The following is a 19,454-nucleotide window of genomic DNA, read 5'->3' as shown; positions in this document are numbered from 1 at the left end:
GCGAAACCATTATTATTCCTAACTACCTTAAGATTGGCAGGGGTTTGTACAAGTAACTGCGTATGGTGTAATCAATCCACGCCACAAATCTGATTGATAATCATAAATTGCAATCATAGGGGCATTATCAGTACAAGGAAATCTTAGTACATTTCTTGCACTAGTCGGTTCAGTGTTTTTGGGATATTTAGTAGCACCAATAGGATACATTGGGGTTATTAGTTTAATGGACACTGATGTTGACCCATATTCAACACCATTTGGTTCATCTACACTACATTTAATCATTTCAATTAGGGGCTCTAATGACACTATTTCGTATCTATCTAATTCGCTCCAAACAGCAATGCCTCTAATTCCACCCATCCAATAATCGACCCACTGATTGAACGTATCCCATACAGTTTCAGTCTCTTGGGTAGGTAGCCCAGAGGTACCTGCTTTATAAACTTCCACTTGTCTATCAATTATTTCGGAATCTTTGCCAACGAAACAGAAACCAGCCTTACCCTCTTCTCCACCCTTGCCAGCGGTCTTTCTCTTAAGTGTAAATCCACTTGATTGGAACATACCAGGGCCCATATTTTGGCCCTTTTTCACTATCTTGACTAACTCATTTACGGTTTCAACAAGGTCGCCGATAGTGGACCTACCTACAATTATGTCCTTTAGTCTATCTTTACTAATCATGTTGGTAACAATGCACCAAAGTTAGCTGGAGTGTAATTGTTATATGTAGAACCACCAATTATTTTAATGGTTTCCCACTGTTGGGTATCTGCCCTCCAGAATTTATTCCATGTATTTGGGTTATATGTCATCCTTATTGTAATATCCCATACAAGACTCTTAAAGTCGGTTGACACTTTCCTACTTGCTGTTGGCGGATTAAACAATAGGGTTTGTGCTGCAAATGTCCACCCTAAAGTGGGTGAAACAAATTGAGCATTATTGACACAACCAATTAGGGAAAATACGGCCGAGGGTAAAGACGTTAACCCATATCTACTAAGTACGTAATCACAAGTGATAAACAATCTGCCGGGTGCCTCATTCTCTTTTAGTTCTTCACCATCAGACCACGCAAATAGTTCATTATCAAGGGTTAAAAACTCCGCTGCTGGTTCGATGGATTCGGAATACAATTCACTAGCGGCACCCTTCTCAAATGATGGTATCCCATAATCCACTTCAAGTATAGCATATTGATATGATGCGATTGTACCACTACCCAGTTGTTCAGCATCAAAAGGTTTAACGGATAAACGCCTAGCTCTAACATTAGTTGAACCAGTATGGTGTGGAAACTTTATTGGTAGACCATTATCCCCAGTAAGAAACCACCCACCTAAATCATATCTATCCGCCCAGTTACAAAGATACTGCGCTTTGCACGTATAACTGTTTGGTTTTTCCATGTCCACCGATTCGTCGGTGGGGGAACCGTGCAATTCCATGTATTCGCAAGGGGCCTCTGCCATAGTGTATTCCCTCTTATCGAATTACTGTTTCAGTACCAAAGCGTTCTTCTAAACCATAAAACCTATCTTCATTTCTTCTTCGCTTGTTAAACTTCTGTAGTTCCTTGGTGGCAAGTCTTTGTTCTTCCAACATACCCCTAGTGTTTTCCTCTATAGCTTCATTTACCCTTTCCTCTTTTCTCGCTGCTGCGCCTGCTGCTATTCTCTTATAGAGTGATTCTATCCCCTCGAAACCACCCTGCGCTTTCTCCGCATTTATTGTTTCGTCCTCTAAGTCACCGAAAACATCCCCAATATCAAAGTCTGGTAGTTCTACCTTAAACTCTTTTTGTGCTTTTGCTGCTTTTTCCCAAGCATCTTTTATGGTGGCACTTAACCTTGGATAATCCTTAGTCTTTTTCTTCCATTCATCCAATTTATCCAAACTCTTTTGGCCTATTTGGGCCATTTTCGCTTCATGTTTTATTCTCTGTTCTAGCACTAAAGCATTAGTTTGCCTCTCTATATCCTGCCTCTGTTTTCTGTATTTGTTTAGGAATTGCTCTTGGGTTGAACGTATGGTGCGTTCTTCTTCTTCTGGGGTTAAAAGCCACTTCTCCCCCTTCCACGCTTTCTTTTTCTTTTCCAACCAAATAAACAGCTTTGCAAACGTGGGCATTGCATATTTTACACTAGCTTGTCCAATAGCCAACCATGCACTCTCGGCAAGTCCTTGCATCTTTATCCATGATACTTGAAAAAAGTCAACTACTTGCTCCCATATAGCTTGAAACCCGTAAACGGTTTGATAGGTTAAATAGACTATTCCATCCCTGAACCCCCTCCAAGACCCTAATAAAACATCTACCATATCTATTGCGCCTGAAAACATTTCACGAAAACCAGAAGACGCACCCTCTAATGATTCATCCAATAGGATAAATGCCCCATCCCAAACTTCTTTGAAAAACTGGGTAGTATCTTTAACAAACTCAACTACATTAGTGGCAAAACCCTTAAACATATTTAGGGAAAATCCAACAAATTGTCCAATAATGGGGGACCATTCCTCAAACTTCTCCGCAACTTTGATTACATCCTTATACAACGAATCAAAGTGGGGTTTTAACTGTAATCCAATGGATTCACCAATATCCCCTAAAGCGTTCTTCATTTGCTCAAAGCTGCCACCCGCTTCAGCAGCGGCTGCGGCAGTGCCCCCATATCTTGATTCTAATTCCTGCAACAAGTATTGTTGCACTTCTGTTTGTCGTCCCTGCTCCATCATTTGCCTAATCATAGCTCTTTGTTCATCATTAAAATCAACCCCCATATCACGTAAACGCCTTAACCCTCTTTCTGGGGAGTTTAATGACATAGCTAATGCCCTAGAGGCATTACTCAAATCTCTATCAAGAGCTATCGACAAATCTTGTGCAAGGGAAATAGTCCTTTTAAACTCATCCCCCTTAATTGTCTTAAATGAAGCTATTAGGGAAGATGCGGCAATAGTTGCTTCGTCACCGAAAGTAGTTGCCTTTTGTAACTCTTGGGCGTATCCAATTATTTCGTCTTTTGTGTATCCTGTTGTGTTTCCTGTTCTCTTCAGTACTGTTTCAAGTTGCGCTTCGGCCTTTAGTTGTTTGTCTGTTAGTGCAATTAGCCCCCTTCCAGCAATTAGCATTCCCCCAAAGCCCCCAGAAGCAAGTCCCCCACTAACACTGCCCACCGAAACCAAAGACTTAGCGAAACCTAATGCACTAGATGCAGCACCCTTAAAGGCACCCCCAACAAAAGAGGCACCTTGGGTTATGGCCGTAATAGGCAATGAAGCGGCACTAGCACTAACCTTACCAAAGGATTTAGTCAATTGCCCTAATCTGGAAACACCACTACTTACCATAGAATCAATCGCATTACCAAACTTTTTCAAACTACTTGATTTGTTGGCCATAGTGTCTATTGACTTGGCCGTTTGCTCTACGTTACTTACTAAGCTATCTACACTAGATGAAACACTGGTGTCAAGACCATCAAAAGAAACATCTAATTCGTCAATCTTACTCTTTGATGTTTCAGTAGACGCTTGAACGATATTAGCAAAGGCTTCTAATACCCCAGAAGTTAGGTCTTTTGCCACTAATTCTATGATTACTTGGTTTGCCATTTCTTTTTACTCCGTTGAAATTGGAGAAGATCAGAATATGATGCAAATGACTTATATTTTTTACCCCTTGGAGTTACCCTAACATCCTTACTACTCAAAAGCATATACTGTTGTTCGGGTGTCATATCAGAAACAATCTGAGGGGAAAAGCCTAATTCTGCTAATGCCCTATAAACATTGTCCCTATCTTCTACATATTGGGTGTTTAGCCCTTTTTTTCCTCTTCTGATTCGTCCTCGGTAACATCACCAATAACACCATGCAATAGCTTAAACACATCTAATACCAAGGATAGAGCATTTCCATCGGCATTTAAGTCTTTTGTCAACTGATCCATTGTCAAATTAGGTTGTTCTCTCTTGAACAACTGATAAACAAATCTAGTCATTCCTTCTGGGGTATTTCTGATTAAGCCCCTATCCTTAATCCAAGACATTGACATAGCGGAACGAAAAGCATCATCCATGAGCTTTTGTCTTTCGTCATCGGGAAGCCCCTTAGCCGTTTCTCTTGCAAGTGTTATTAGTCTCATTCTCAACCAGTTATCTAATTCCCCTATATCTTTATCAGTTAGGGGGCTTACCTTATAGACATTTCCATTTATGGTAACTTCAATGGGCGCTGCTGTCGCTTGGGAACGTGTTGTCATCTTAGGGTTCTCCAATTAAATAGGACAATGGGGGTACTTATGCCAATTTGACAAGGATACCTGGGGGTATATTGGCAGAAAAAGATACCCCCATTGTCGCATAATTAGTGTTTATTAGGTAAACGGCCACCATATAGACGAATCCGGTCTAACAATCTCCCCCTCCAACCAAGACGAACCATCGAAAGCGAGTCCCGAAAAGTTGCCACTTAATTCCGCACCAATCAAATCCCCAGTTTCAACATCTGCCGCAAAATCCCCAATACTGGCAAAGATAATCCATTTCAACTCCCAGAATAGTGTATCAGTCACCATTACCTTAAGTGCTGCTAAATCCCCTTCATCGGGTAAATCATCTAAACTATCTGCATAAACAGAAATAGTAACTTCACCCCCTATGTTTCCGGCTAACCTTTTCGTATATCCACTAGTTCCGCTGGAATTGTACTCTTTGTTATCGGCAGTAAATCTTAGTGTAACTGTCCTAACATCGGACAATTCCGAATACAACGGGCTTTCTGCAATATCTCCCAAATAGGCTTTAAGACCCAATGATGTAAACGCTTCAGGTGATTCAACATCGGATATTGCACTAATATCTGCTTTCGTTAGTGCTCCATTACCAGAAAACTCTACTGTATGCTTGATAATGTCTGCCGCTTCCACCCCAATAGTAATCTCTACAGAGTCAACGACAACATCACCAGAAACACCTTTTGCCCCATCGACTGAACCAGTAAAAGTAAACTCATTTGTTGGCATCTTTAAGGGCTGATAACCCCATGCCTCATAAGAGCCACTCCAATCAAAGTTTCCGGGTAAATACCCAGGGGCTCTTTTACTATTTGAGGCCAACCAAGACTTTACTTCATTGGATAGTTCAACAGTCCACTTTCCCATTGTGTTGATACCGTCAACACAAGCATTCAAACCAGAAATAACGCTCATTGAAATATCTCCATTGTTAAGGGCTAATAACGCTACTTGGTAGTTTCATCCTTATCTCAACATCAAAGTAAGCAACCCATCCAACAATAGTTAGGTTGTCTACTTCATTAAACGGCATTTGACTGTAAGAAGGCATCTTAAAATCCACTACATAATTGTACGTGGGTAATTCATCCAAATACAGATTCTTAAACTTATCCACCCAGGACTTAAATGACCTAATAATCTCCCACTTCAAGGGATTCAATTCATCCTTGACATTCAAAGTACCAGTTACAAGTATAATCCTATGGGTATCGACCCATATATCTGTATTGGATGAAATACCCAGTTGTGGTTTTGCCCCAAAGGGCATAATCCCAACAGTGGGTCTGTCTGCTGTAAGTGCGGCAATCTTTCTGGGGTCTTTATGATAGGAATTAGTGAAACTAACCCTATTCGCTATCTTAACGGAAGTTCTCCAATCTCTGTTTGATTCCAAGCATTCCCACAATAGGTTGTATGCCTTACTGAACGGGTCCATTTTTCGTCCTTTCCAGTAAATCCACTATAGCAACCTGCATTATATCCACCATTTCTTCAGTAGCATCTTTGTCTGGAGAAACTAGTATTTCTCTTTGGGGCATGTTTACTGTCCCTCTTTGATGGAACCCACCTAATTCTGCTATAGTCAATGGATGACCCTTCTCTATGCTTGGAGCGTGCATATCTTCATTGAAGCCAACGCCAACGATTCCATTCATTATAGTTATTTCACTCGAACTATCCGGATCAAAGCTCAAAGCCGGGTCTAACGTATCAAATAGGGTTCCTGTTTCTATTAAAATTCTGGGGTCAAGCCCCTTTTTCTCTTTTTTCCTGACTGTGCTTGGTGCTAATGGCGGCCAATCCCCGCCACCCTCTGCAAAAATATTGTATCTTTCTAGTGTAAACAACTTATAAACAAACGCCCAATCCTTTAAGGCTTCTCCAAGGATTCCAGTTCCATCCTTTAACTCTGCCTTAAACTTACTAATAAACTCTTTTAGTGCTTTCAACTTATATGTAATTCTCATATCAAAATGCCTCTGGTAAATCGTCTCTACTCAACATAGCGCTTTTGAGGGTACAGTTTAGGTTCAAAGCACCACTCAAATAATCGTTTATGTCTTTCTCCGCTGTTGTTCTTTGTTTGCGCCAATAATCTTTCGGCAAACTTGGCACGTCCTCAACCCTTTTACTTTCCCATAGTATCCAACCGGATAGTCGGGCATTTACACCCTTAATTACCAATAGGTCATCTGCATCATTATCTACTGATGCAAGGGGAACAGCATACTTGCTTTTCCTGAACCTATCATTTATCCTTTGCGCCCCCTCTTTGAGCGCTGTTTCGATATTGGCTTGTATTTTTATAGGGTTTCCATCCCTATCCCTATCAGCCCAATCCCTTATATTCGCAGCACCAAACACGCTTTCCAAATCATCTTTTGTCGCATAGGGTTCTACCATTATTATTACCTTTCAAAATCTCTGCTAATTGCTTCACACCATTGTTCCCATCTTAGGGTATAATTGCTCGCTTGTAATACAATCCTGTAAAAGCTCCCACTCTCTAAGTCAATTGTTGGGGTTAAAGTACACCTATAAGAACCCTCCCCATCTCCCATTAGGGCAATACCATCACAACCCTCAACTACTTCACTATCTGCATCATACAAGGTTGCTGTAATTTGAGCATCAGTCACCCCAGTTTGATCCGACGCTTTCTTCAGTCTATCTATAAACACGTCAAACGAATTACCTACTGGCAACTTTGGAAGACTCATAAGTAAACACCCCATTAAAACAAGGTAATCCTATTGGGCTTATTTGTGGTCTGTATATCAATCAAAGACGGCTGCTTTGTCGCCTCTAGTATGATAAACCTACTTGACTTTAATCTTGGATTAGTGCTTATACCGTAGGGTACTAAACCTGCTTCTGCTGGTGGTGTTATTTCCTCATAAGTTACATATACCGAATATGCCCTATTGTTTGCAATCCCCATGCCAGCAGGTGCCGGATCGGGAGGGGGGTTTTGAAACACCATATCTTTATATCTTAGAGCAACCCCACTATAACTATCATATCTCGCCGAAGTCCAAACCGCCGGAAAACAGAACAACCAATAATTATTTATAGTTAAATCACCTGAACAAGGAATTGTATTCCACCCAGTTAGCATCTGGTCATATACTGTTGGATAGGGGTCACTATAGGCAAAAAGGCTTCCAGGGTGATTGCTTCCATTATCACTATACATACCCCATATACCACCACCAAACCTACTTGATACGTAATGATGGATACTTTGCAAACTACCACTTTCCAACATAGGGTAATAGCCGAAGCAATACATAGTATTCTGGAAACCAGTAGCAGTAGCCCCTATATCGGTGTATCCTATTGTTGGATCAATTACAATAGGATATTTAGCCCTATTCAACCAACGCTGGTCCAACTCAACAAATAGTTTATTACCACTAATCCGCATATCACAATAGATTGTATCCCCTCTATCGTCCTTTGCCCAAGGGCGGTAAATGTGCGCTACTTTTCGCCTATTGTGAAAAACAGCATAAGACCCAACTATTTCTTCTGGTCTTTTTACACCCTCTTTTATTTCATCTTCAGTTAGTGCGTCTTGATACGAAAACTCTAATTGCTTACTTGACTCCAAAGTAAAAACATATTGGGGTTTAGCACCCCTTTCTACGATTATCCTTTCCTTTAACCATCCTGTTTGTTCTTCCAACTCAATTAGTGTATTTCCACAAACAAACCTTTTTCCATTGTCGATTGACTTAGGCGGCTCTGTTTGGGATAATTCCATTGTTAAACCAATGTTTATACCCCAAGCATTTATAATTGACTTGGGCTTACCTATAGAGCTATCTATAGCGTGAGTTGCCCAACGTCTTTGCTCTAATAATTTGTTGGATATGAGCATTTGGCATTTACCCAAGAGATGAAAGGTATCTAACTAGTATCTCAAATAGTGCTGATACCCCAGCAACAATTGCTGCTAAAAGCGCTAATGCCTTTTTCTGCAAGGCGGTTTGAAATAGTCTCATTGTCGATTGCCAATTCTCTAGCTTTTCCAACCTAGCAACGTGCCCTAATTTGCCAGCACGTCCTTTTAGTATTTCATCATGGTCTAATACCATCTTTCTAGTTTCGGGACATACAACGAAAATACCAGCAGACTCAATCCTTAATTGACTAACTTCTTTTCCTAGTGTTTTTACATCTGTTCTTACTTCCTCCAAACCAGAACGTAATTCAACTTTAAGGTCATGCAACTTATCCACTACTACTTTAATATCATCATTTGACATAGGTAAAAACTCCCAATGGGTTATAGTCCCCCATAATCAGGTCCTGTTGGTTCTCCACTAAAGTTATGATAAGCGTATATTTCAGCAGCGTTACTTCTCATTTCATTTTTAATATCCGAAATAAGATTCCAAGCACCATTAGGACGACCACACCTTGGTCTACCAGTAGGAAACAACGATAAGTTATCACCCCATTGGTTTCCTCTCCAAAGAGCACCTATTTCCTCATTATAATCAGTGAAATACATCTGGTGCGCCCATCTACCAGAGGGTACATACACGTCGAATCCATTATAGTCCTTTGCCTTTCCTGAAAATCCCCTATATGATGCAATAGTTACCATCATCCTATTCTGGACCGCTTCCACTAATTGCTCAATAGTGGTAATCTTTAGGGCAACAATAAGATTGTCACTTGCCACTTCAGCCCACTTGCCATAAACAGCATTCTCAATCCTCCCTGCATAACGTCTATGCCCCCATAAATCAGAATAGCCTCTATATGGGGGAACGCTTTCTCCAGTATCCGGGTGTACATCATCGGTAAAAAGTACACCATATCTCTGTAAAGCCCCTGCTAATGCTGCTCCAGTAGAACCAGCCCCTGATACTCCCCCTAAAATCTGGTTCCTTGAAACAGCATACATCCAAGGGGTGTACCATCTACGGACTTTTTCCTCTTGTTTTCCCTCAAAACACTCAACTACTTGCCTAATTTGTCCCATATGGGCACCTGATTCAGCAACGCAGTTGCCAGTATCCTGGGTAAACCTTGGTACAGATTCCCACTCCATTTTATTTGGGGCTACTTTATGCAGGCTTTTCTCTAAATCCCAAGTGTATAACCCCGTTATGGCAAGATTGTCTTGGATACCTACACTAGATAGAAAATCACAATAACCCTCTTTGAACCCAATCTGAAAGGACTCTTTTTCCATGTCAGGGCCCAACCAGCCCTGTAAATTGTCAATATTGTCTATCATAAAAATACCCCATTTTAATTGATTAGTTCAAATCCTTCTGCTACTTGTTCCCATACCTTATAGTATGTTTCAATAGGCTCACCCTCTAATAGTTCTTTTAGCCTAGGTGTTAGAATTGGGTTATCGAAACCTAATTCCCACTCGTCTATAACATCTTCCGTTGTAACACTTAAAAGTGCTTTGGCGGATTCGACCCTTATTTTCTCCCTCAATAACTTGGGGTTCTGTATCTTCTCGCTCAATGCTTTCCTTATCCCCTTTGCCCAGTTTGATACTACTAATTGCTTCTGTGGTAGGTTTACCCCCTCCACTTGCTCTTTCACCCACTCCGATAGATTCGATGGTGGAATAGGTGGGGGCGGCGGAGGGGGACTTGGAGGGCCCACTCTAATCTCTTTATACACTAATTGATATGCCTCTGGTATATTTACATCAAGCACTATTGTATAAAGTGATTCATCCAAAGGCTTAAAGAACAAACTGGGAACCAACGTCATATCGGCCGGGTTTGCTTCTGGAAGGGGAGTTTCCAAAAGAGCTTCTAACTCTTTTACACTGTTACTTTCCAATAGAGTGGAAACTTCTTCAGCCCTATTTGTGACTACTTCTAATCTGGTTTTACCAGACACAATAGTAAGCACCATCCTAGCTTGATGCTTAGCACTACTGGGTAAAATAACCCATCTACAATCTTCTAGTTGCTCTGCACTAATGCCAACAATATCATAGAAGTCGGATTCCCCTTTATCAAGGGAATCTGGACCATTGATATGCACTTGGCCATATAGGGCAGAACACCATAAGATTGCAACCAATAAAAACAACCTTCTCATTTGGTGCTCCAATAGAACTATGGGGGAAAACAATAAAACCTATGGGGACACAAAGTGCCCCCATAGGCGACCCCACGACCCGCCACTATCAGCACCCATAATCGGGAAGGGACAATTAAGGGTGCTAGGGCAAACAAATTAGTTATTTTCACTAAGCAACGTACTTAGTTGTGTATAACTGGAATCTTGCCCTACTTCGTAAACAGCAGCAACAAGGCAATCCCTACAATGTGCCCTATTTTGCACACCATACTTGCGCAAAACCGCCCAAGTCTTTAGCTTCAAAAGAGTGGCCTTAATACCCCTCGGGTTTTCGGCCTCTTCTTTCAACGCTTCCACTGTTGTAAAACAAGAGATAAGCCATAAGATCAGCTCCACGATAGCATCTACGGGTACATCTACCCCATAGTTTGTTAGCATGTGCTTTCTTACGGCATCGGCCATTGACCTACTTTGGTTCATGGTAAACCCTCCAAACAGAACTAGTAATGGGAAAACACTTTACTCTACTGCGTGGTATCATCCAAGACACCCTTAACAAGACACTGTGGCCTAGTGCAAATACACAATGGGTTTACTTCAGTAGTGATTTCAACACCCCTGCCAAACTTCATTATCTCTTGTTTGGCATAATAGGGCAAACCAATGGTATTTGCAGCCTCAATAAAATCACCTGGGGCATTAAATCTCATAAAGAGCCCAGGAACACCCTCCGGGAAGAAACGGGCTTCATCGGTAGGAATATAGGTAATATCCCCCACCGAATAGTTGTATTCCTCAAAGAGAATACCCTTAAACTCAAAACCAGCCCTGTTGTCTACGCGGAAAAAGGCACCATCTTGATACCTTGCCCAAGCATCTTTCACGTCATCGTGAGCAACAAAGGCATCCCACCAATCCTTTCCGCATAGAGCATGAACACCACTCATAGGTGTTCCACCCAAAGCGGATTCAATCTCCCTTTTAACGTCGATGCACTTTTGCCCGACGTTTGTATTGGAGTTGTTCAAGATAAAATCGACTTCTGTTTCCGTTAGGTCGAAAACAGTAAACAGATTGTAAATGACTGAACTACCATCGGCATCTAGGATATTCCCTTGGAGTGCTCCCGCCATATGATATTCGACTGTAGCATCAAGAGAACGCTTTAATGCCATTAGCTTGTCATTTACAGCGGAGTAAATACCCTCTAATTCGTCATTAGAACCAAACTTCCGCACGTTCTGGATGTCATTTGCCAAGATAGCATCATCCAAGGGGATGTGCGGGACTTGAAATGACCGTGCTTTTCTCTTTTCTCCCCTACCATAATTGGTAGGACCACCCCTGGGTTGTGTTGGCACTAGAGCGATAATTCCATCCCGCTCTTCTAGCACCACAACTGTAGTGGATACACCCTGTTCAGTGAACAGACCCATACTACCAATTCTGCCAGGGACAACGGGCAATTTATTGATTGCCAGCGTCATATTGATTGCATTAAAGGCATCTCCACTAAATACGTCCAAAATATTCGGCATCTTTTTTCTCCAAAGTTAAAGTAAGTGACCTAATTGAAATACATTAGGTTGTTTGCTCAACCCAAGTAAGGGCGCTTTCAACCTTAATGCCAAGATTGAGAAGAGCGGCATTTACTGTTGCCGAATCTTCCTCATTATACGCCAAGTGTTCATCCGTGACGATTGCTGGTCCTCTAATTAGGGCAATAGTCTCAATCTCCGCAGCGGCGGGAATAGTGACATTCTCTAATAGAATCGCAGCAGCGTTAGCGGCAGTAGCTAACGTGACATAATCCCCATATTCATCCTCTTCAAGGATTTGCCCTACTTCTAGTTCATCATCTTCCGTACCCTTTAGGGTGATCTTCTCCCTGGTATACCGCTGATCGGCTTCCCACTTCACAACATCAGCAGGGTAAACACCCTCACTTTGAACATTACTTTCCAACGCCATAGTTACTTCTCCAAACTAATAGGTAGTTTCAGTTAGTACAAAAAGACTAAGAAGCGTTCTTAGCCCTAGCTTCAGCATCCTTAACAAGCGGATTTTCCCCGGGGGCAAGATTGTGAGCAAGTTTAAGGGTTTGCGGCCCCGTATGTTCCCCAATGGGAACAACCTTATTGTCCCTAAGGGCTTCAATAAGGGTTTCAAATAGGGTGTACTTACCCTCATTTCTCGACAAGGCGATTGTAAGCCACTCTTCCGAAAGAAACGCTTTCTCAATCTTATCCTTTGTCGCTGGACAAATCTTACTAGGGCAAATACTTGACAGCTTTAGCTCCAAGTTTTCCCTGGCAAGAGAAAGCAGGATTGGATCGAGTTTCTTTTCAGCAGGCTCTGTAGGCTTTGTTAGTGTTTTTAGTTCATCCTCTTTCTTTTGGATAATTTCAGTTAGTTCAGTTACCTTAGATAAGATAACATCTACTGCATTTTCCTCAGTGACTTCAACACCAAGTTTCTCACTAAAGTCTTTCCAGTTAATCGGCATCTTGGACTCCCTTGAAAGTGTTACGATTGACCTACTAGCAGCAATTTCTTCCCAAGGCCCTAAACCAGGGATTTGGGGTGTTGGTGTCAGGGCAATATGCACTATAGGTCTAGTGTATACGTTGCCCTTACCGTCTTTGAAACTCGGTGGGGAATAAAGACTAACATCGTTTGAGTGCGCTATATTTCGCGCATCTTTACAAGTTAGTAGAAACTCCCCAATAAGTTTATCCCCTCTTCTCTCCAAACCAATTACCCATCCCATATTCTTATCTGTTGCCTCATGGGATGGGGGTACAGTTACCTTTACACCATTAGAAGCCATTAAGTTAAAGGTGTTAACCCAATGGTCTAGCGTTTCTGGTCCAATGGTAAACTTTGGACCAGTAGGACTAACTAGGAATGTGCCACACGTTATAATCTCTTTCTTAAACCGAATACCCTCTTTCGTCTTAATTAAGTTTGCAATAGGGTTACTTGCAAGCCTAAGCACGATTGATTCATTTGACCCAATAACTGTTTTCATTTGATCCCCCCTGTTAAACTCAAAATCGGTTTGTATAAGGGATTCAATTTGGTCTAAATCCACCCCGCTTTCGTATGCTTGCTCTACTACATCATCCACGGTCATATCAATATACTCAATAGAGCAAACACACCTTGGGTGTGGGGATGGTGGTCCTGACCTATACTCTTCCGGCCAATCCCATATAGGTAAACCATCTAATGCTGCGCATTCATCACAAGGCCCTGTTTGGCTCTCACCGTTTACCCAATGTGGTACTAATACATGATTACCAAATGTCTTTGATAAACCAATAGCGGCCCCGTGCTTATACGCTTTTACGTGTTTACCCACCGATAAATCAATAGCAGCCCCTTGTTTATATGCCTTTTGTTTAGCCTCTTTGCGGGACTTTTCGTTTCCTGGGGTATAAGTATAACATTTACCCTTATTGCCCCACTTATACCCGGGCTTTCCGTTAACTGTACAGTTAAGTATCGGCATTGTTTTCCCCTAATGTAGTGGGCTTAGTATAGTATATCAAACCTAATCAAAACACCAAACCAGAAGATAGCAAATTACTAGGGTGTTTGTACCTTTTTACTTGTAGTCCCACTCGTCGTCGTAGGCCGACCCGTCGTCGTAGGCCGACCCGTCGTCGTAGGCCGACTGGGCTTCGTCGTCGTCGTCGTCGTCGTCGTTCTCTTCAACAGGCGCTTCCCCCTGTTCTGGTAGTGTATTTACAATAGCTCTAGCCTGTTCCTCTTCTACTCTGAAGAACAACATGATTAGTTGCACTAGGGTTTCCGCAGTAATTTCCTTTTTATGGTATTTACTAAACATATCTAACATACCAGTAATGCCACCTACCCTGCCCAACAACTCACTAGCGGCTTGGTCCTCTTGTGTAATTTCGGGTGTTTGCTCCACATCACTTTCCTCTTCGGTTTCTACACCCTTATTTTCCTCTTTGGGTTCTACACCCTCTTCGGGTTCTACACCCTTAATAGCTTCCAATTCTTTTCTTTCGTCCTCTGGTAGGCTGGGAATTTCCAATCTTCGCCGGAAAGTTTCAATGTCCAATTTACCATATTCGAGTAAAAACCCCTCTGTCGATTGGATAATTGTTCGGTATAATTCCCGCATGTAGCTTGCCACTTCGTCGGACAAGGGTGCTGCAGTTAGTCTAATTGTACCCCTAGCATCTTCCCCAAAGTTTAATGCTAATAGTTGGTCCACTATATGCCAGTTTACCATAGTGGTAATATGCCTATCAAGTAACTGCATATAAGTTAGGGCTAAATCATAGTGCTCTTGCGCTTCCGCTTTCGTACCAAAGTGTCCTTCTAATAAGGCCCTCTCGGGAAGTACCATAGCCCTAACTTTGAGTGTGTCAAGATATTTCAGCCTTTCCACAAAAGTAGGTTGTCTGCCCCCTTTATCTTCAAGCATATTAAACACCCACTTTTTTACTGGTTCTTCCCCGGGAATATCGGATACATCCCTAGGAACTGTAACCGATCCGCAATTCTCCAAAGACTCTAAAACCCTCTTGGCAATAACCGCATTAGACACTTCAACATTATCTAGTTTAGAAACCCCTTTAGGGTATTCCACAACTAAGTGTGAACCGGCTACTTTCAAATCATATTTCCTAGCTCCCTCATTAGCGTCTGCCCACCAATTATAACAGTTACGTACTCTCTCCAATAAACCATTGCCATACCAATCAGTTCCTTCTACCCTAAATGAAGTAAGAAAAGACTTCTCCAAGGGTATTACCACTTTACCTTGGGAAGTCTCTTGATAGAACCCAGCAAAAGCCCCTGTTTCTTTTAACACTAAGATAGATGTAATATCATGGAGCAGAGGCTTTAGTTTCCTTAAACCAATTTTACCATCCACCATCTCAAACACTTTCTCAAAGCCGCACCATCCAAAGTCGCAATGTCCAAACCCTAAAGATGCTTCCATTATCATACCACGAATTCCCACTAATTGGGATTCGATAAACTCTTTTCTTTCAAGGGGAACACCCTTGTTTGATTCAATAGTCCAATTACCACATAGTATCGGAGCGATTGCCAATTCCCTTGCAATCGCTACTGTAGGATCGTTCCTAATCATTCTGTAGGTTGCCATAGAAGCGGCCAAACTCTTTGTCATAATTGGGGCAGATAGTCCAACATCCCCAATAGCCCTAAGAGTTTGCGCTGCAGTTAGTTCACCCTCTTTCGGCCTGGGCAATTCTTTCTTACTCTTGAACAAACCCAACATAGTATATTTTTCCTTTAAGGTTAAACAGTGTAAATCTGGTCCAATCCAGTGTCCACGTTAGCTTGCGAACTAATGGGAAATAGCCTATAAATAATATACCCTAGTGCATCGGATATATGCCCTATATCGTCAACATCGGCCGGTTCCCTGGTCCCCGGTTTGAAGAAACGGCCGTCCAAGTCGGCAATTAGGTTATCACAAGTGGGGTCTATAAAGCACTTAGAATCCCCACTTGCAGAACGAAACATAGCATTACAAGCTGCAAACCTATCCGCTCTAGGCGGATTCACTTTAGGGTAATGCACTGTTCTACCAAGTTTCTGAAAGCCCTCGTGTAAACAGATTATTTGGTAGTCTGACAAGGATGCATTGGTCGACCTTGCACTACCTGTTGCGTCGCCATAGAATTCAAAGCCCCCTAAGTGCTCTTTGTATTTGCCAAATAAGTAGTCTAGTGTCTTTCTAGTAGTGGTGTTCTTCAACCATATTTCATCAAATACTTCTAACCTTTCACCATACCTATGAGCTAACACCCATGCCATAGGATTTACATTAAAATCAGACCCTACAAGTATTGCCTTATTGGGATTGTAAAAGCACGGTCTCACGTTTCTTTCTATTGTAAATTCACTAAAGATTTGCCCCTCTAATTGAGTAAAGATTGCATCATAGCGCATGTGGAATAAGTCACTAGGTAAAGTCCTGGCTGCTCTTTCGTACTCTTCTCTAGGGTAGCTTGGGTTCTCGATACTCGACCAGCTTGCAACAAAATAGTCCTTATCCCCCCTGGTAAATCTATCTAAAAATTCTTTCTTCAACCAGTTTATTTTATAGGGTGTAGTAGTCAACAATGCTCTACCTAGTAACTGCCCTAGTCTACCTTGTATTGCAATCCAAGCTCTATAGGTCATTTGACCTGCTTCATCCAACCAAGCCCCCTGGATTTGTCCCCCTTCCAATCCCTCTTCTCTTTCAGAGCTTAAACAGTAAATAACTCCCCCACAAGGTAAGTCGTATCTACCCTCTACGTAATTACCCTCAAAGGGAGTACCCCTAAATGACCTTACCAAGGTGGGTACTGTTGCTCTTGCTAAGATTTTATATGTAGGTGCTAAGCACATCCACAAACTATTGGGGTGTTTTGCAATTTGTGTCATAAGCCAAACTGGACCAAGGGAAGTCTTTCCTCCCCCTGTTCCTGCGATTGCTGCTAAGAACCTAGCATCACTTTGCAATATGCGGGCCTGACCACTATGGGGTCTAAAGACCTTATAGGCATGGCCGTGCTTTTCCTCTACACTTTCCCATCCCTTGTCTAGTGGTGGTTCCTTTGGAGTTTCAGTTTCAGGGGCTTGTTGTTTCTGTTTTTTGTATAGTTTCTTTACCCAAGCTGGTAATTCTCCGTTGTCCTCTTTTAGCTTTTCTCTTTTGGGTTTTAACCTTATTCTTTTTACCATAATAGGGGTCTTTCCATTTATGGGTTAGTGGGGTATTGGTTCTTATGGTCTAATTTTGTGTGTTACGCGGATACATGATTACATTATGGCCCTTAGGGCCTAATTTTTGTGTGTTACGCGGGGGGTACCCGCCAACCCCCTTTTCGCCCTAATGGCCATATAGGGGGCCTACCCTATAGAGCCTATAGGGTAATATGCCCTATGAGTCATTAGCACCATATAGGGTATATTACCCTATATAATCCTATATGGGTATAAGACCCTATGAGTCATTAGCACCATATAGGGCAATATACCCTATGAGCCATAAAGTACCCATAGGGTATATTGCCCTATATGGGTATAAGACCCTATGAGCTACACGGTACTGTAATAGGATCATATACCCTGTAGGGCGTATTGCCCTATGGGTATAAGACCCTATGAGCCACACGACACACCAAGGTATCAAATACCCTATAAGGTAATATACCCTATATGATACTATATATAGGGCGTATGATCCTTGGGGTACATGCCCCTTGTCAGTTCACTATAAGGCCATTATAGCCTTATGTGCAAGGCTACCGCTAACCTATACATAACTCATAACAATAGCTAATGATGGCAAGGGAACCCTGTATTGTTTGTTGGTTGTATGGTACGTCCGGCGTATGGCATTAGCATTGGTATTGGTATTGGTATTGGTATATTATTGTGTTGTATTAGGGTTGTTATGGTAATGGGTTGTTATGGTAATGGTATGTCAACATGGTATTGGTATTGGTATGATTACAGTATGATACGATATTGATAATGCCTTTGTATTGGTATCTTTGGTGTTTCCCTTGGTTCCCTTGTTTTCTTTTTGTCTTTAGGGGTTTCTAATTATTAAGGCTATACCTTATATACCATGATCGGTTGGTTTGCTTTAAACCGAAGTGATCCGCTAAGCATTGTGCCAAATCCCAGGCTAATAGTATTGGGAATTGCTTATTGGTTTGGGCTTTTACGGCTTCATTATAGGCTACTAATATTCTCCCATATAGTGGGTTATTACCATATAGCACTTTCACCTTTGGGTATCCTTCCGTTGAGTGCTCGTAATCATACTCCATTGTTTTACCCCTTTCTTCTCATTGCCATAAAGGGTTTATGATTGGCTCTTTTCTGTTGTCTTTCTAACTGGGTGTCTTGATCCTCTTTGGGTTCCAGTTCCTCTTTGGGTATATCGTATATGGCGGTTTCCTCATACTCCAAGTACTTTGGGGTTTGTTCCTGTAACCTTACGGTTTCGTTGTTATTGCCGGTTACAATTAGTATTTCTACACCCTTGGGCATTGCATCTTGTAGGGTAGTTTCCTTTGGTGTAAATGGTAACACAAATGTCTTATAGAATTTCACTGGGTCTTTGTCAAACTCGTCCTGTAGCGCTTGCTTTAGGGTGTGCTTGTTTTGCCCTAAGTCGAGCAACTGATCCAATATCCGCATAGCACTTACCCTACCCTTGCCTACCTTTGGTAGCTTGTTTCTACCACTAGGATTAGGGCTTGGCATTCCCTTTTTCCAATTAGGGTTTCCCTTTGAGCTACCCATTGGTTGCTTTCCTTCATTTATGGTTTGATGTTTTGCAATAAACTGAACGTATATTTTACCATATAAACACCCATAATGCAATTGCCCTTGGATGCTTGTTTCATTATGGGGTAAATATGTGCCTCTGTTTTCGGTGAGAATTGACGCAAGTCTTTGGTATCCTTAGACTTATGTCGATTTAGAGTATCGTGTTATTACACCATTAAGGCATGATACAAAAAAGGGGATACTGAACCATTTGACCCAGTATCCCCTTCCCCCACAAGGCGAATATTTGACCTTACGAGTATATTGTCGGATTAGGTGCATTATCACCTAGAGGCAATCCCTCTAACCCTTTACCGACCGGGTGCTTCCCTTACCTATTCCATTATTGATATTTAGGGTTATGATACAAAAGGGGGAGCACTGGGTCATTTGATCCAGTGCCCCCTCCCCCGCAAGGCTGTTCAGGTTGTCCCTACATGCTCCCTCCAATCAAAGGTTGAAAACGGGTGGCCTACCACTAGAGCCTATCGGATTAGGCACATTGCCTAGAGGCTTTTCCTCTAACCCTTTCCCGACCGGGTGGTTTCTTTCATTAGTGGTATTTTATCATTTTATCATTTTATCATTCTCCAAAAAGCGTCATCTGAAAAGGTATCACTGAACAATTCCCTTTTCCTTGTTATACCCAATATCCGCCCAATAATGCTTTTCCTTGCTCTTGTTCCCTCTGGGGTGTTTACCGATCGTAGCAGTCTTTCAGCCGGCT

The 19,454-nt window shown here is 41.9% G+C and carries 19 protein-coding genes; all 19 read right to left on the bottom strand.

The annotated features are described in order from the left end of the window. Positions 1–27 precede the first annotated feature (27 nt). The 19 genes from PHG87_07410 to PHG87_07320 all read right to left on the bottom strand — a co-directional run bounded on the left by PHG87_07410 (position 28) and on the right by PHG87_07320 (position 18,700). Positions 28–690 (bottom strand): hypothetical protein, encoded by a 663-nt coding sequence (locus PHG87_07410; protein MDD5478002.1) that lies wholly within the window; start codon positions 688–690, stop codon positions 28–30. Next, positions 687–1,481, bottom strand: a complete 795-nt coding sequence (locus tag PHG87_07405; GenBank protein ID MDD5478001.1) for a hypothetical protein — start codon at positions 1,479–1,481, stop codon at positions 687–689. Before PHG87_07405 ends, PHG87_07410 begins: the two co-directional genes overlap by 4 nt. A 13-nt stretch (positions 1,482–1,494) precedes the next feature. After that, positions 1,495–3,627 (bottom strand): hypothetical protein, encoded by a 2,133-nt coding sequence (locus PHG87_07400; GenBank protein ID MDD5478000.1) that lies wholly within the window; start codon positions 3,625–3,627, stop codon positions 1,495–1,497. Between the two features lie 205 nt (positions 3,628–3,832). Further along, positions 3,833–4,276 carry a hypothetical protein gene (locus PHG87_07395; GenBank protein MDD5477999.1) on the bottom strand — a complete coding sequence of 148 codons (444 nt, stop codon included), beginning with the start codon at positions 4,274–4,276 and terminating at the stop codon, positions 3,833–3,835. A gap of 114 nt (positions 4,277–4,390) precedes the next feature. Continuing rightward, entirely contained in the window at positions 4,391–5,224 is an 834-nt protein-coding gene (locus tag PHG87_07390; GenBank protein MDD5477998.1) for a hypothetical protein, read from the bottom strand. Between the two features lie 16 nt (positions 5,225–5,240). Continuing rightward, the gene (locus PHG87_07385; GenBank protein ID MDD5477997.1) at positions 5,241–5,747 is read right to left on the bottom strand and encodes a hypothetical protein; all 507 of its coding nucleotides are present in this window, start codon (positions 5,745–5,747) and stop codon (positions 5,241–5,243) included. Beyond that, positions 5,731–6,279 carry a hypothetical protein gene (locus PHG87_07380; protein ID MDD5477996.1) on the bottom strand — a complete coding sequence of 183 codons (549 nt, stop codon included), beginning with the start codon at positions 6,277–6,279 and terminating at the stop codon, positions 5,731–5,733. Before PHG87_07380 ends, PHG87_07385 begins: the two co-directional genes overlap by 17 nt. Position 6,280: 1 nt before the next feature. After that, positions 6,281–6,715: a hypothetical protein gene (locus PHG87_07375; GenBank protein MDD5477995.1), complete on the bottom strand. Its 435-nt coding sequence runs from the start codon at positions 6,713–6,715 to the stop codon at positions 6,281–6,283. Positions 6,716–7,046: 331 nt separating this feature from the next. After that, positions 7,047–8,195, bottom strand: coding sequence for a hypothetical protein (locus PHG87_07370; protein ID MDD5477994.1), 1,149 nt, complete (start codon positions 8,193–8,195; stop codon positions 7,047–7,049). Positions 8,196–8,202: 7 nt separating this feature from the next. Continuing rightward, complete coding sequence (locus PHG87_07365; GenBank protein ID MDD5477993.1) at positions 8,203–8,583, bottom strand: hypothetical protein; 381 nt, start codon at positions 8,581–8,583, stop codon at positions 8,203–8,205. Positions 8,584–8,603: 20 nt separating this feature from the next. Continuing rightward, on the bottom strand, positions 8,604–9,566 hold the full coding sequence (locus tag PHG87_07360) for a hypothetical protein (GenBank protein ID MDD5477992.1): 963 nt from the start codon (positions 9,564–9,566) through the stop codon (positions 8,604–8,606). Between the two features lie 14 nt (positions 9,567–9,580). Then, complete coding sequence (locus PHG87_07355) at positions 9,581–10,399, bottom strand: hypothetical protein (protein MDD5477991.1); 819 nt, start codon at positions 10,397–10,399, stop codon at positions 9,581–9,583. A gap of 138 nt (positions 10,400–10,537) precedes the next feature. Then, entirely contained in the window at positions 10,538–10,843 is a 306-nt protein-coding gene (locus tag PHG87_07350) for a hypothetical protein (GenBank protein ID MDD5477990.1), read from the bottom strand. 62 nt (positions 10,844–10,905) lie between these two features. Then, positions 10,906–11,919: a major capsid protein gene (locus PHG87_07345; GenBank protein ID MDD5477989.1), complete on the bottom strand. Its 1,014-nt coding sequence runs from the start codon at positions 11,917–11,919 to the stop codon at positions 10,906–10,908. A gap of 43 nt (positions 11,920–11,962) precedes the next feature. Next, entirely contained in the window at positions 11,963–12,352 is a 390-nt protein-coding gene (locus PHG87_07340; protein ID MDD5477988.1) for a head decoration protein, read from the bottom strand. Positions 12,353–12,398: 46 nt separating this feature from the next. Next, positions 12,399–13,895 carry a hypothetical protein gene (locus PHG87_07335; protein MDD5477987.1) on the bottom strand — a complete coding sequence of 499 codons (1,497 nt, stop codon included), beginning with the start codon at positions 13,893–13,895 and terminating at the stop codon, positions 12,399–12,401. Between the two features lie 96 nt (positions 13,896–13,991). Then, a complete protein-coding gene (locus PHG87_07330; protein ID MDD5477986.1) occupies positions 13,992–15,668 on the bottom strand; it encodes a hypothetical protein in 1,677 nt (558 codons plus the stop codon). 20 nt (positions 15,669–15,688) lie between these two features. Continuing rightward, complete coding sequence (locus PHG87_07325) at positions 15,689–17,125, bottom strand: hypothetical protein (protein ID MDD5477985.1); 1,437 nt, start codon at positions 17,123–17,125, stop codon at positions 15,689–15,691. Between the two features lie 1,101 nt (positions 17,126–18,226). Beyond that, entirely contained in the window at positions 18,227–18,700 is a 474-nt protein-coding gene (locus tag PHG87_07320) for a hypothetical protein (protein MDD5477984.1), read from the bottom strand. Positions 18,701–19,454: the final 754 nt, after the last annotated feature.

Source organism: Candidatus Omnitrophota bacterium (assembly GCA_028716245.1).
Taxonomy (GTDB): Bacteria; Omnitrophota; Gorgyraeia; order Gygaellales; family Profunditerraquicolaceae; genus UBA6249.
This window is presented reverse-complemented; position numbering and strand designations above follow the sequence as displayed.

Bases quoted from the DNA above. Each gene is read 5' to 3' on its own strand.
- PHG87_07335 (MDD5477987.1), bottom strand. From the start codon at position 13,895: ATGCCGATACTTAACTGTACAGTTAACGGAAAGCCCGGGTATAAGTGG.
- PHG87_07355 (MDD5477991.1), bottom strand. From the start codon at position 10,399: ATGAGAAGGTTGTTTTTATTGGTTGCAATCTTATGGTGTTCTGCCCTA.
- PHG87_07400 (MDD5478000.1), bottom strand. From the start codon at position 3,627: ATGGCAAACCAAGTAATCATAGAATTAGTGGCAAAAGACCTAACTTCT.
- PHG87_07375 (MDD5477995.1), bottom strand. From the start codon at position 6,715: ATGGTAGAACCCTATGCGACAAAAGATGATTTGGAAAGCGTGTTTGGT.
- PHG87_07320 (MDD5477984.1), bottom strand. From the start codon at position 18,700: ATGGGTAGCTCAAAGGGAAACCCTAATTGGAAAAAGGGAATGCCAAGC.
- PHG87_07395 (MDD5477999.1), bottom strand. From the start codon at position 4,276: ATGACAACACGTTCCCAAGCGACAGCAGCGCCCATTGAAGTTACCATA.
- PHG87_07380 (MDD5477996.1), bottom strand. From the start codon at position 6,279: ATGAGAATTACATATAAGTTGAAAGCACTAAAAGAGTTTATTAGTAAG.
- PHG87_07405 (MDD5478001.1), bottom strand. From the start codon at position 1,481: ATGGCAGAGGCCCCTTGCGAATACATGGAATTGCACGGTTCCCCCACC.
- PHG87_07385 (MDD5477997.1), bottom strand. From the start codon at position 5,747: ATGGACCCGTTCAGTAAGGCATACAACCTATTGTGGGAATGCTTGGAA.
- PHG87_07360 (MDD5477992.1), bottom strand. From the start codon at position 9,566: ATGATAGACAATATTGACAATTTACAGGGCTGGTTGGGCCCTGACATG.
- PHG87_07365 (MDD5477993.1), bottom strand. From the start codon at position 8,583: ATGTCAAATGATGATATTAAAGTAGTAGTGGATAAGTTGCATGACCTT.
- PHG87_07370 (MDD5477994.1), bottom strand. From the start codon at position 8,195: ATGCTCATATCCAACAAATTATTAGAGCAAAGACGTTGGGCAACTCAC.
- PHG87_07340 (MDD5477988.1), bottom strand. From the start codon at position 12,352: ATGGCGTTGGAAAGTAATGTTCAAAGTGAGGGTGTTTACCCTGCTGAT.
- PHG87_07345 (MDD5477989.1), bottom strand. From the start codon at position 11,919: ATGCCGAATATTTTGGACGTATTTAGTGGAGATGCCTTTAATGCAATC.
- PHG87_07350 (MDD5477990.1), bottom strand. From the start codon at position 10,843: ATGGCCGATGCCGTAAGAAAGCACATGCTAACAAACTATGGGGTAGAT.
- PHG87_07390 (MDD5477998.1), bottom strand. From the start codon at position 5,224: ATGAGCGTTATTTCTGGTTTGAATGCTTGTGTTGACGGTATCAACACA.
- PHG87_07330 (MDD5477986.1), bottom strand. From the start codon at position 15,668: ATGTTGGGTTTGTTCAAGAGTAAGAAAGAATTGCCCAGGCCGAAAGAG.
- PHG87_07325 (MDD5477985.1), bottom strand. From the start codon at position 17,125: ATGGTAAAAAGAATAAGGTTAAAACCCAAAAGAGAAAAGCTAAAAGAG.
- PHG87_07410 (MDD5478002.1), bottom strand. From the start codon at position 690: ATGATTAGTAAAGATAGACTAAAGGACATAATTGTAGGTAGGTCCACT.